Source organism: Chloroflexota bacterium, from assembly GCA_020161265.1.
Lineage (GTDB): Bacteria > Chloroflexota > Chloroflexia > Chloroflexales > Herpetosiphonaceae > Herpetosiphon.
Window position 1 is genome coordinate 1 of the sequence record JAIUOC010000012.1, and the last position, 13,587, is coordinate 13,587.

The 13,587-nt window shown below is 49.4% G+C and carries 10 protein-coding genes; 6 read left to right on the forward strand and 4 right to left on the reverse strand.

From position 1 onward, the window contains the following. Positions 1–2,821: AAA family ATPase (locus tag LCH85_23550; protein MCA0354982.1), on the reverse strand; the 2,821-nt coding region annotated here is incomplete at its 3' end. A 105-nt stretch (positions 2,822–2,926) separates the two neighbouring features. Then, a complete protein-coding gene (locus tag LCH85_23555; protein MCA0354983.1) occupies positions 2,927–3,346 on the reverse strand; it encodes a MarR family transcriptional regulator in 420 nt (139 codons plus the stop codon). Between the two features lie 375 nt (positions 3,347–3,721). Here LCH85_23555 and LCH85_23560 point away from each other — a divergent pair, with 375 nt between their 5' ends. The 5 genes from LCH85_23560 to LCH85_23580 all read left to right on the forward strand — a co-directional run bounded on the left by LCH85_23560 (position 3,722) and on the right by LCH85_23580 (position 10,815). Then, entirely contained in the window at positions 3,722–5,122 is a 1,401-nt protein-coding gene (locus tag LCH85_23560; protein ID MCA0354984.1) for a DUF5716 family protein, read from the forward strand. After that, entirely contained in the window at positions 5,119–5,751 is a 633-nt protein-coding gene (locus LCH85_23565) for a DUF4194 domain-containing protein (protein ID MCA0354985.1), read from the forward strand. The genes LCH85_23560 and LCH85_23565 overlap by 4 nt, the downstream gene beginning before the upstream one ends. After that, positions 5,748–9,029, forward strand: coding sequence for a hypothetical protein (locus tag LCH85_23570; GenBank protein ID MCA0354986.1), 3,282 nt, complete (start codon positions 5,748–5,750; stop codon positions 9,027–9,029). Before LCH85_23565 ends, LCH85_23570 begins: the two co-directional genes overlap by 4 nt. Continuing rightward, positions 9,007–10,212, forward strand: coding sequence for a DUF2220 domain-containing protein (locus LCH85_23575; GenBank protein MCA0354987.1), 1,206 nt, complete (start codon positions 9,007–9,009; stop codon positions 10,210–10,212). The genes LCH85_23570 and LCH85_23575 overlap by 23 nt, the downstream gene beginning before the upstream one ends. A 309-nt stretch (positions 10,213–10,521) precedes the next feature. Next, a complete protein-coding gene (locus tag LCH85_23580) occupies positions 10,522–10,815 on the forward strand; it encodes a hypothetical protein (protein MCA0354988.1) in 294 nt (97 codons plus the stop codon). Between the two features lie 68 nt (positions 10,816–10,883). Here the strand turns inward: LCH85_23580 and LCH85_23585 are convergent, their stop codons facing one another. Beyond that, positions 10,884–11,855, reverse strand: coding sequence for an A/G-specific adenine glycosylase (locus LCH85_23585; GenBank protein ID MCA0354989.1), 972 nt, complete (start codon positions 11,853–11,855; stop codon positions 10,884–10,886). Positions 11,856–11,997: 142 nt separating this feature from the next. Here LCH85_23585 and LCH85_23590 point away from each other — a divergent pair, with 142 nt between their 5' ends. Further along, on the forward strand, positions 11,998–12,825 hold the full coding sequence (locus LCH85_23590; protein ID MCA0354990.1) for an alpha/beta hydrolase: 828 nt from the start codon (positions 11,998–12,000) through the stop codon (positions 12,823–12,825). Here LCH85_23590 and LCH85_23595 read toward each other — a convergent pair whose 3' ends face one another. Continuing rightward, positions 12,826–13,569 carry a hypothetical protein gene (locus tag LCH85_23595; GenBank protein ID MCA0354991.1) on the reverse strand — a complete coding sequence of 248 codons (744 nt, stop codon included), beginning with the start codon at positions 13,567–13,569 and terminating at the stop codon, positions 12,826–12,828. Positions 13,570–13,587: the final 18 nt, after the last annotated feature.

Genomic DNA, 13,587 nt, shown 5'->3' on the forward strand with positions numbered 1-13,587 from the left:
AGCCCAGCGGGTTGCCGATGGCGACCACGAGTTCCATCGGAGAGGCTCGAGCTGCCTCGTCGACGATTACCCAGTCGTAGGGAACGTCCATGATGCCCAATGCCTGCTTGCCCACACCGACGCATGTCCCGGCTACTATATTGGAGCAGCGCGCGAGGAAAGCCGTGTAGTTGGATCGCGGGCTCCGCAATACTTGAGAGAACTCGGTCGAAAGGCGAGCAATCTGCCCCAAACGCGCACATTTCGCGGGACTGGGCGAGCCGTGCTCATGGGCCAACGCGTCAAGCCTAGACGACATTAGAGCTTCGAGGTCTTCACCCCCCGTGGCCGTGATGTCGAATCGGTTGCATGCGATGTCCAAAAACACCTGCCTAAGGCGCTGTATGTGCTCCTTCGTTGATATGCCCTCGCCGTCGGTCTCATCCTCGGTGCCGGTAAGCTGATCAATGCGCTGTAGCAGCGACCCCAAGGTGGCGTGCAACTCGGTTGCTGTGTGGACATAGCCTTGCGGGAGGCCCATGGCGAGGCCCACGGAGCGCACCCGCTCCTTGATCTCCGCATCGAAAGTCTCGCGATACCGCTGGCGCAGTGAATCCTCCTGAATACCGCGAAGTCCTGGCGACACCATCGACTGCAGGCCGACGCGCACCATGGTCGCGTCGAGACTGGAGCCGCGTACCAGACCGAAGACTTTGTCCATCACATTGTTCACTGCCTCATGCGATTGGCTGACCAGCAGGACGTTACCGGCCAGGCCGCGCGACAGCAGCAGGTGGACAAATGATGCAATAAACTTCGTCTTCCCGGTCCCCGGTGGCCCCTGCAGCAAGGAAAGAGGGCCGAATAAGAGGGCTGTCCGAAGTGCTTCCTCTTGCGAATCATTCAAGTCGTACTCGCCGAGATCGCCGAGTGCGATCCCCTCGCTCTTCCTCGGCATTCGCTTTGTGTCGGGATCAAAGTAGTCGACCAGCGAGGGGATGAGCGCCCCGCCTGCCAAAACCCGCTTCATTGCTGCTACCCGCCGCTCGGATGCCACCTTTTCGAAGGTGCCACGGACATGCAGCCTCTGGTCTTGCTTGGGCGAGAAGCGCATGCCTTGCATCAAGTCGTGTGAGGTTTTCAACATCTGCTCAAGCTGGTCGAATTGATCGTTTTGGGCAGCCATCATCAACATAAAGATGTTGGCCCCGATGCAGAAATCTGAGCCTTGGTTGCCAACAACCATACCTGTCCAGCGATCGTCTTTGAGCAATTCCAAGGCTTTGAAGCCCATTTCGGTGATTTCGCTATCCAGCGCGTTCATCTTGGAATGGAATTCGAAGCACAACACGCCATCGCCTAAATCGAGCAGGCTGGCTGAATCGTTGCGGGCAACTTCTTTGCCTGCGCTGCGCAACTCGTCAAGGTCGATTTTCAAGGCTGAGCTTGGCACGGCTTCGTATTCGCCAGTGACTGGGCTATAGGCTTGTTTCGCGCCATCGACCGTTTGATAGAACGAGGTATGGCCTTTTTCGAGTAATGTCAAAACCCAATCGGCCACCTGAATATCGCGATCTTGCATCAGCTTCACACCATCGGCGAGGCCAATCGCATCCCACATTTCAAATGGCCCCATCTCCTTGGCAAAGCCCCAGCGCAAAGCATTATCGACATCGTACAGATGATCGCTAATTTCTGGCACGCGGCGAGCAGCATAAGCCAACGATGGCAACAAGGTATCGGCAATCAGTTTGCCGCCACGATCTTGGCTTTGGTTGACCAAGAAACGCAAGCGAGCCGCCAAATTGCCTTGCTTTTTGGCTTGCTTGATGATGGGCAAATCAACTTCTCGTGGGGCGCGATGCTCGCCAGTTTCCCAATCGAGCACCCAAAATTCCTTGCCATTCGCGCCTTTGACAGTTTTATAGAAACCTTGGCCTGATTTTTGACCGAGCCAGCCCCGTTCTAGCAAGCCTTGGACTGGAGCTGGAGCCAGCAGTGCGTCGCGTGATTCATCGTTGGGCACGAGATTGTAGAGGTTGTGGGCGACCCCAACCATCACATCAATCCCCACCAAATCGCCAAGCCGGAAGGTTCCCGATTTGGGATTGCCAATCAAGGTTCCAGTCAAGGCATCAACTTCTTCAATCGTATAGCCGTTATCGACAATATATTTCATGGCATATGCGCCGCCAAATGTGCCGATGCGGTTGGCGATAAAGTTTGGCGTATCTTTGGCGATCACCACGCCTTTGCCCAAGCGTTCTTGGCCAAAACTGCAAATATAGTCAATAATCGCCTGATCGGTATCTGGCGTTGGAATCACTTCGAGCAATTTGAGGTAGCGGGGTGGGTTGAAGAAGTGGGTTCCAAGGAAGTGCTTTTTGAAATCGTCAGAGCGGCCTTCAGCAATTTTGTGAATTGGAATCCCGCTGGTGTTCGATGAAATAATGCTGCCAGCTTTGCGAATTTCATCGATGCGGGCCATCAGTTGTTGCTTGGGTTCGAGTTTTTCAACAATAACTTCAATCACCCAATCGGCTTCGCTGACAACTGCGAAATCGTCTTCGAGATTGCCAAGTTGCACCAATTCGCCAGCTTTTTTATTCATGAGCGCGGCGGGGCTGCTCTTGACCACTCGATCCCAGCCAGTTTGCACAATTCGATTGCGCACGGCTTTGCTTTGCAACGAAAGCCCTTTGGCCTCTTCCTCAGGCGTGAGCGTGCTTGGCACAATATCCAACAACACGGTGCGCACGCCAGCATTGGCTAGATGAGCGGCGATGCCACCACCCATTGTGCCTGAGCCAATTACCACTGCACGTTGAATGCGGTACGTCATTGAACCACCTTTCTTTCTGGTTGGAAGCGATTTTTATCAACAATCGGTTGTAATCAGCGAGGGTTTTGCAGCGATTAGTGGCTGATTACAGGTTAGGCAACAGATTTAGAGTTCGATGCGGGCAACTTTGCGTAAACCATCGGTCAATAAATCGACCAATGGATCGCCCAATTGCTCACGCATAGCGTTTTCGACCGCATCGCCACGTTGGCGAGCATCGGGCAAGCGTTCGAGGCCATTGCTAGTTAATTGGATGCGGGTTGTGCGCCGATCAGTGGGGTCGGACATTCGTTCGAGCCAGCCATCACGCTCAAGGCGATCGACGATTGGCGTTAGAGTTGAATTATCGAGATAGGTGCGGTTGGAAAGTTCGCCCATGGTTGGGGCTTCATCGGGCTTGATCGCAACGAGGACGAAGTATTGAGCGGTGGTCAGCCCCAACGGAGCCAGCACTCGATTGTAGTGGCTGATCAATTGGCGGGCTACCCGCCCAACTTGAAAACACAAATGATAGTGCGCTTCCACAATGCTACGTCCTTGTAAGCTTGATGAAGAACAGCGAATCGATTAATTTAACCACGAAGGACACGAAGAGCACGAATGAGTTCTCAATTCATTATTTGTGCATTGCCCAACGATTTGGCTAATATCCTGCTAAGTTAAATCCTAATCCCTAATAGTTTTTAGGTACTCCGTCCCAATCCCCGACCCCCAACAACCGATCCCCAATCCCTCGTATACAAATAGTCCGTACACAAACTAACTATACGCACTGCGTTATGCTTTGTCAAGATTGCGATTTTTGCTACGAAGTCGCTGCTTGTGAGAGTGGGGAAAGCTTGGTATGATTGAGGCAATCCTCACTTGGTCATGGCATCCGCCGGAGAAATGCGTGCTACCATGAGTTTGTTCGAGACCGTTCCTACCACCCTTTTTCGCCCATTAGCTAGCCCTGGCGCTGCAATTTACACCCAGGTTTTGCTAGCGCTGTTTGCTGCCACCAAGCAACAATCGCAACCACTCAGCCGCGAACGGGCATTAAGCTTGGTCGAGCAACAATTAGAGTTACCCAACGCCGAAGCCCTCACTAGCGATGCTCACGAGGAAGAATCCGAGCTTGAACAGAATAATCATGCTTCGGCGATTTTGCGTTCGCTGCGGGCTTGGGGCTGGCTGCGCTTCGAGCAACAAAGCGATTATTCTTCAGCGATCATTTTGCCCGATTATGCGTTTCGGCTGTTGCAACTCTTTGAAGACCTTGCAACTAAGCAGCGCCAACATTTACGCGGCATGATTTGTGGCATTCACGATGTGCTCGAAAAAGCCTGCACTGGCGATGCACCCCACGATCGACTCTCGAACGCCTATGAACAGACGCTTTTTCTGACGCAGGCGCTCAAAGAATTGCAACACAACATTGGTTTGCATATTCAAAAAGTGCTGCAAACTCTCAAAACCAAAGATGTGTTAGAGCATGTGTTTGGTACATATCGCAAAGATATTGTCGATCAAGCCTATCATCAACTGCGCACATCCGACCATCTTTCGCGCTATCGGCCTGCGATTTTGCAGTTTTTGCAGAAAATCGAGCGCACCAATTTGTTGGAGTTATCAGCACAACATTTGGTTAGTCGCGGCGAGGCTGCTAGTTTTGAAGTGGCTTATAACCGATTAACTGACCAAATTGAGACAATTCGCAGCCATTTCGACCAACTTGATCAATTAATTGGCGTGATCGATCTGCGCCATAGCCAATTTGTCGATTCGGCAGTGCGTAATATTGAGTTATTTTTGAGTGCCAGCACCAGCACCAGCGGCCAACTCCACCGCATTTTGAGCCAAGTCTTGCCCAATCAATCAGCCTACGAGCAAGCCAGCTCCGAAATTAGCGAAATGCTGAGTATCTACGAATTTCAATTGACCGATCAGCAATCGTTGAGTGCGCCAACTCGCGCCGCCGTGCCATTTGAAATTCAAGCTGAGAGCTATGCGCCGCTCAGCGAGTCCGAAATTGCGCAAGCGCAGGCCGACACCTTGCGCCAATTGCGCCGTTCAATCAGCCGCGATCGGGTGCGGCGTTATGCTTTGCAATTGTTGGGTGATGCCGAGCAACGGCGCGGCTCGGAAATCGAACTTGAAGGTGTTGACGATTTATCGTTAATTATCTATTTGCGTTCGTATGGTGATGGCTCATTGGGCTACACGGTTGAGCCAATCGACGATGGTGTTTGGGTCGAGCGCGATGGGGTGGGCTTTCGCGATTTCTTGGTGCGGCGGGTTTCAACGGAGCAACCAGCATGAGCTTAGTCAATTTTGCTGAAGAATATAGCCAACTTTCATCAACCGAGCAGCAATTATTTGCCGATAGTGTGCGGCGTTTGCTCAGCGATGGCCTGATTTGGCGCGAAGATGAGCAGGATCGGCGGATTTTTGCTTGGTTAGTACGCCGCATCGATTTAGTTCGCGATTATTTGGCGGTCGCAGGCTGGGAATTGCATTACGCCGAAAATTTATATATTTTCCATGTATTTCATCGTGATGGCAGCCATCGCCGCCGCTTTACCCGTGAAACAACCTTATGGCTGTTATTGCTACGCTTGATCTACGCCGAACAATATGAGTCGCTTAATCCGAGTCTGACGCGCTATCCAACCACCACCGTCAGCGATGTTTATAGCCGCTATGGCGAGTTTTTTCCTGGCCAAACGATTCGCAAAAAAGGTGCATTCGATGAGGCTTTACGCCTATTCAATGGGCTAAAACTCGTGCGTGCTCCCAATAGTAAAGCGCTGCGTGCCAACGACCCTGATGCGGTGATCGAATTATTGCCAGCGCTTGAGGTGATCGTGCCAGCCAGTGGCATCGCCGCCTTGGCCGAACGCCTAGCTGAATATCAACGCCCCAACAGTGCTGACGAGGAGCAAGAATGATCAAGCTTAGTCGCATTTTTCTGTATCATTGGCATCGCTTCGATTGGCATATGTTGGATGTGCAGGATAGTTTATATTTGGCTGGCCACAACGGTTCGGGCAAATCGTCGATTCTTGATGCCTTGCAATTGGTGCTGGTGGCCGATTTGGGGCGAGTGCGTTTTAACAGTGCCGCCCAAGATCGCTCACAACGCTCGTTGGATAGCTATGTGCGCGGCAAAATTGGCGAGCAACATTGGCTGCGGCCTGGCGACACGATTGGTTATGTGGTGCTGGAGTGGACTGACGATCTGAAGCATCAAGCCTTTGTCAGCGGGGTTTGCTTGGAAGCTCGCGCCGCGACCCAAAGCGTTGAAAAAACCTTTTTTATCTTCGATGGCCAATTAAATCCTGATGTATTTATTGAGCAGGGCAAACCACGCACCCGCCGCGAAATCAAAGCGATAGCACGCAATCGCTCAACCGCCGAAAGTTTTGATCAAACTGGCGAATATCAAGCGGCCTTGCTCAATCGGCTGGGCGGCTTGAATCAACGCTTTTTCGATTTATTTCTGCGAGCCTTGACCTTCCAGCCAATTCGCAATATTCGTGAATTTGTTGAGCAATGGCTGCTGGAGCCAAATTCGTTGGATGTTCACACCTTGCAAAATGTGGTTGAACGCTTGCGCGATTTGGAGCGAAAAGCGAAAGATGTGGAAGAACAATTAAAAAGCCTCGGTGCTATTATCAAAACCCAAGAAGAAGCCAAGCGCTTGCGTGGCCTGCATGGAAAATTTGAAATTCTGGCGGCTCACTACGCCGTGGCGGCAATTCAGCAACAAATTAATCAACAGCAACAACGATTAATCGATACTCGCCGAGATTACGAATTGAATCAGACTGATTTAGAACAACAACTTGGCTTACAGCAAAATGCCCAAGTCGCTTGGGATGAAGCTCGATTTCAATTAAGCCAATCTGATGTTGTGCGGCGTAAAAACCAACTTGCCGCTGAAATTCAGCAATTGCAGCAACAAATTCAAAAAATTAACCAACGTTGGCGACAAGTTCAAGCCAAATTAACCCAAATTGCTGAATTATTGAATATATTGCAGCCAATTGCTGAGCAAGATTTAGTTAATCTATTGCATCAGCCTGAGCACATTCCCCAAGCACAGCAGATTGTGCCCTTATTACAACAACAGAGCACGGCGGCTGGTGCTGCTTTGAAATTGCAACTCCAAGCGATGACCCGAACCGACGATAAAATCTCACGCTTATTTGAACAAGAAAGCCGCCTAAAACAAGAAATTACGCAGCTTGAGCAATCGAATCGCCAAAATCATTATCCCCAAAATGTGGAAAATGTGCGTAAGTACTTAAAATCATCATTAAATATTGAACTCTTTTTGCTTTGCGAGCTGTTAGAAATTCCTGATGAACATTGGCAAAATGCGGTTGAGGCAATGCTTGGTCAACGCCGTTTCAATATTATTGTCGAACCTAAATATTATAGCCAAGCCCTTGATTTGCTCGATCAGTTACGCGAAAAAGAACGGATCTTTGATGTTGGTTTAGTTGATTTACAACAAGCTAGTGCTGAAGCTCGTCCAGCACGACCATTATCATTGGCGACCAAAGTCAAAGCCAAAACTGGCTTGATCGATAAATATATTGCGGCAATTTTAGGTGATATTATCACTTGTCAGCATGTGCAAGATTTGCGTCAGCATCGCCGCGCAATTACTGCTGAAGTGATGGTTTATCAAGAATGGACAGCGCGTTCAATTGATCCACGGAAATTTCAGCCTTGGTTTATTGGTGAACGCGCCCAACGTTCGCAGATTGAAAGCCGTCGTCAGCAATTAACCGAAATCCAAGCCGAATTGGCGATATTACGCCCAGAACAACAACGCCAACGCCAATATTATGATCAACTGGAAAAATTACAACAACTTTTATTAGGCTTAGATTCGTATTTTGAGGAAGAACTTGATTCAAGCGAATTACAAACGACACTGCTTGAATTGCAACGTGAACATGACAGCATTGATACTAGCGGCGTGGCGGCACTTGAAGCTGAAGTTAAACGTTTACAGATAATTTATGAACAATATACTTTGAATATTCGCCGTTTAGAGCGAATTATTGGTACACTCAATAATCAAATTACTCAGATCGAACAACACATTCAGCAGGATCAACATCAATTATTAAATGCTCAAAGCCTATTTGAGCATACGCAGCAACGTTATCCCGAGCAAATTGACGATGCGCTCAACGATTTTCAGCGCGAGAATAATGAACAATCTCAATTTAGCCGGTTGCAAGAAACCGCCGAGCAACAAGGTCGCGGCTATAATACCCGTTTCAATAATACCCAAGAACAATTACGCGAACAAGTTATTCTCTATAATCGCGATTTTCGAGCGCGTGAACTAGCTGATATCGAGCAAACGAGCTTCCAAGAAAAACGCGCTGAGCTGGAATCCACTAATTTACCGGATTTTGCACAGAAAATTGCTGAAGCCAAACATGAAACTGAAACTGAGCTACGCGAACATGTTCTGCATAAATTACGTGAAAATATTGGTCGCGCCAAAGATGAGCTTGATCGAATTAATGATGCTTTGCAAGGCTTAGATTTTAATGGCCAGCGTTATCATTTTCGCTATGAAATTGCCGATTCGTTGCGTGATTTTTATCAATTGATCGAGCAATCGGCTAATGTTACGAGCGAAATGATTCAGGATAGTGAATTTTATCAGCAGCACAAAGCCACATTTGATCGCTTCTTTCAATTATTAATTCAGCCTGGCCTAACCGACCAAGAAAAGCTTGAGCAAGCCCAAATTACCGATTATCGGCGCTACTTGAGCTACGATATTGATGTGATTGAGCGTGACGGCACCCGTTCACGTTTGAGCAAAATTATGGGCCAAACGTCTGGTGGCGAAACCCAAACTCCGTTTTATGTGACGATTGCAGCCTCGTTTGTGCAGCTTTATAAAATTAACGAGCGCAGCAAACGCTCAACCATTCGGATTGTAGCCTTCGATGAGGCCTTTTCCAAAATGGATCAAGATCGGATTGGCTCGACGCTTGATCTGTTTCATCATTTTGGTTTGCAAATTATCACGGCCACGCCGATTGAGCGTTGCGAATATTTAGTGCCCAAAATGTGTACAACCTTGGTGTTGACTGGCTTGAAAGATCGCCAACAGCGGGTTTTGGTCGAGCCATATCGCAATTATGCAGCTCGTTTAGAGGCGCTGAATGCTGAATCTGAACAAAACTAGCAATTCAATTTTGCAGCAATTGCTTGATCAACACGAACAACCTGAGCGTCAACGGGTCAATCGGGTGCAGATTAAAGCGGCCAAATTTTCGCGTTATTTTGATGATAAACAGATTGACGAACGTCAACAAACGAATAGCTACTTGGTTGAGCTAGCAAAAAATCAGATCATCAAGTTGCATTGGCGCAAATGGGATGAAGGCAATTGGCTTGAAGCAGTTGATTTGCTCGATGCGTCGGCGCTGTATCGTTTGCTGAAACGTCAACCCTTGGCTGAGCAACAACAGGCTTTGCGTACATTATTGGCTGAATATGTGTCAGCGCAGGGCTGGCTGGCTGATTGGTTGGTGTGGCTCGAACAGCAATTAATCCAACGGCGCTCGATCCAACCGCTTGATTTAACCGACCCCACTTGGAATCGTGATGTGTTACGGGCGATTTATGGCCTGACTCAACAAGAAATTCCAATTTTAGAGCGTTTATTTAGCGTAGGTTGGTTGGGCCAGAGCAAACGATTCAGTGAGCTAGAAGGCGCAGTTTTGCGAATTTTGCGCCAATTTGCGCCGCAAGCCAAGCAGTTTGGTGACGATGATCGGGCTTTGCTGCAAGCCTTTAATCTCGAAAAAGTGCCAGAATATGTGCTGCTTGCAGGCGATTTACATTTGGAATTGAATGGAAATCGGCTGGAATTAGGCGCATTTCGGCCAAGTTTGGGCTTGCCTAGCTCGATGTTGCGTCAAGCTCAGGTGCTGGATTCAGCCTGCGCTGAAATTATTACGATTGAAAATTTGACCAGCTTTCACAGCATGCTTGTTCGCCAACCACAGGCGTTGTTGATCTATACGGGTGGCTTTGCTAGCCCAAGCCTCTGTCAATTTTTGGGCAAACTAGCCCAAGCCTTGCCTGATTTAGCGTGGTATCACTGGGGCGATTACGATGTAGGTGGTTTGCGAATTTTGGCGCATCTACGCCAGCATGTTGCCCAAATTCGGCTGTGGCAGCCTGATCCAGCGATTTTTCAACGCATCGCCAATGCTACTCAACCCCTCAATCAAAAAGAACGCCAAAGCCTCACCGAACTCCAACAACACCCATTGCTCCGCGATTGCCAAGCCTTGATTGCGGCAATGCTGGCACAGAATATTAAACTTGAACAAGAGCAACTTGATCTTTTGGGGCACTAAAAATCCTTTGCCCAGCGAGGGGGACGCTGGGCAAAGGTGCGGCGGAAGGAGGTGTCTACGCCGTTGCTGGCTTAGCAGGAGGCGCGGTGGATTTGTTGCGCCCGTCCATGGGGTGCCAAGGCGCGGCAACAGCCAACGATCAAGGCCAGCGCATCCGGCGACGTTTCAGCCAATATCAACACGATAGCAATCGTGAAAAGGAGGGCATTGGCCTCGTACCGGTGGTTATAACAGGCTAGCTTCGTAAACTACCAAACTTGGTATCAATCGCGATCAAAGCATCAAGCCTCAGAGCGAACCGAATGAGTAATGAACCAACTTCAGGTTTGCGAACCAGTTGAAGGCATGGCGAATACTCTGTTCAGGCATTGCGACGGTACGCTGTTCGAGCTTTTCTGGTTATTCAGGGGCAGCAACGGCCTAGCATTGACTGCTTTGCTGAATAAACTCAGATGCGATGCTTTTAATGTGCTTGCCTTCGGAATGAAGGAATTTGCTGAAGCTAGTTGGCGAATTCATCATCGTTCGTTGAGAAGAATTCCTCAAACGATTGTGTCCAGCAGTGATGATGCTTCACTTGGCCTCGTTTGTTTATGGGTTTAGAATACAGGTATTTACCCATAATCAACGAAATAGTTTCGCTACGATACGTTGCGAGTCCTTCACCTTGGTTAAGCTGGTAGCCGCACACTCCACTCGGCTAATTGCTGCTCTGGTTGCTGCTGCCAAATCAGCAAGCCATCTTGAGCCAAACCATTCACCAACTTGGCTAGCCATGTGAGATCATGCTCGTTGCCGACCCAATCTGGCTTAACTTGCGGCCCCAAACTAGCCAGATCAAGGCTTTGCTGGGTTTCGAGTGCTCGCAGGGCATCGATAATCCGACCACGAAAATAGCGGTTTGATGTATGAAATGGTTGTTCGGCAGCCTTTTTGCGTGGTTTGATCACTGGTGGTTGCCACATATCAAGCTGGGTGTTGGCTTCGCGCCAAATCGCGTAGGCTCGGCAATGTTGATTGACCGGGCAACGCCAGCACTGAGGTTTGGCGGCGCTACAAATTAACGCTCCCAACTCCATAATTGCTTGGTTCCACGCCCAGCCTTGGCCTTTGGGAATTAATTGTTGGGCATAATCGATCAAGTTTTGTTCGTTGGTTGCGGGCGGGGCATCTTCGGGGCCGACCAATAAGCGCCGCACCACGCGCCGAATATTGGTATCGAGAAAGGCTACATCACGCTCGAAGGCAAAACATGCGACCGCCCCTGAGGTATACGCCCCAATCCCTGGCAAATTACGCAACCCTTCGGGCGTAGCGGGGAAACCAGCAGGATCGGCGGGATAGCCTGCTGCGACAATTGCTTGAGCCGCTCGTTGCAGATTGACGGCACGGCGATTGTAGCCCAAGCCTTGCCACGAACGAATGACATCGGCGGTTGAGGCACTGGCCAAGGCCTCGACCGTCGGAAACAAGGCCAAAAATGCCTCATATTTGGGAATAACCCGATCAACTTGGGTTTGTTGGAGCATGGTTTCCGACACCAAAATATAGTAAGGATTGCGGGTGCGTCGCCAGGGTAAATCGCGACCATTGGCTTGAAACCACGCTAGCAGATCGATTTGCAAGGTACTTAATTCGCTCATAATGCTTTCTGTTCTAAAACGTTCTAGCTTGATCGTACCATAAACGAGCGGGTATGGCTCAAATCTCGGTCTTTAGTCGCTCGATCACGAACAATTGTGCGTTTATACTAGCAACAACGAATTTTCATCAGGAGAATGCTGAATGAGTCAAGCGCTTGAAACAGGCTACGTCGCTGTTGATGGTGGTGAATTGTATTATGAAGCGGTGGGCCGTGGCTTGCCGTTGGTGTTTATTCACGCTGGGGTGGCCGATTTGCGCATGTGGGATGCCCAAGTTGCCCATTTTTCGCCCAACTATCGCGTCATTCGCTATGATACCCGTGGCTTTGGGCGCTCCAGGACCGAAGCAGTGAGTTTCTCCAATCGCCAAGATCTTTTGGCTGTGCTTGATCATTGCAAGGTTGATCAGGCGGTGTTGATTGGCAACTCTCGTGGTGGCAGCATTTCGATTGATTCAGCCTTAAGTTTTCCCGAACGGGTCAACGGCTTGGTGGTGCTTGGCTCAGGCTTGGGTGGTTTTGGCTCGGAAGAAATTCCCCCCGAATTGGTTGAGCCAATTGGCAAGATGCAAGCAGCGCAAGAAGCCAAAGATTGGGCGTTATTGGCCGAACTAGAGGCGCGTTTTTGGGCTGATGGCCCTAATCAACCAGTAGGCCGCGCCGATTCAGCAGTTTATGAAGCTGTGCGCTCGATGACCTATGAGAACTTGATCAATCAGCCTGTCGAAGCCCAAGCCCAACCTTTGGAGCCACCAGCGGTTGGTCGTTTAGCCGAAATTAAAGTGCCAATGTTGATTTTGATTGGCTTGCTTGATGAATCTGATTGTGTTGAAGCAGCTAAATATTTAGCTGAGCATGTTGCTAACGCTCAATATGTGGCCTTCCCCGATGTGGCGCATATGGTCAGCTTGGAAAAACCGCAAGAATTTAATCGCGTAATGGGCGAATTTATCGAACGTAGCGTATTGTAATTAATGGATTGGCCCAGCCCGCCCATTTAGTTTGGGTTGGGCCAAACTATCATCAAGCATCGCCATAATTCGTTGAATCTGCTGCCGCCGCTTGGTGCTCTGATACAAGATCCAGCCCGCTCCAGCAAAACACAGCGCCGCCAGCATATTGGTCGTCAACACCATCGAAATCATTAAGTCGTTTTGTTCGTTAAAACTGTGGGCGATAATATTCATGCTGCTGACCATCGTGAGGTAGGCTGCCGAAAAGATGATTACGGTGCGCAAGCCTTGCCAACGGGCTTGGCGAATACACAGACCAATCATGGTAAAACTGGCGATGCTGGTAAAACTTAACAACACAATAAACTGACTTGGCCCATTTTGGCGGCCAATCATCAAGGCTGCAAAGCTCTGAATCGCGAAAATTGTGAGCATTGGGGCCAGCCAAATCTGGGTTGTGCGGCGTAGACGTAGGGCTTGTTGGCCATACCACAGGCCATAGGCCAAACAAACAAAGCCTGGGGTTAAAAATTGAAACAGATCGATCGACCAACCAAAAAGACTTTGCCCCGTGGCCAAACGACTAAACCGATTGAGTGATGATAATGCACCGCCGAAGCTGATCATCAATGCGCCGAGGCCAGCCAAGTAGCCACTTTCGGCATCCATCAAGCCAATCATACTGGTAAGCCACCACAGAGCAGCGGTAGTCAAGGAAAATGTCAGCAAATCGCCTGCTGCGAGCATCCATATTGTTTGCATAAAAAGCGCCTCTCGACC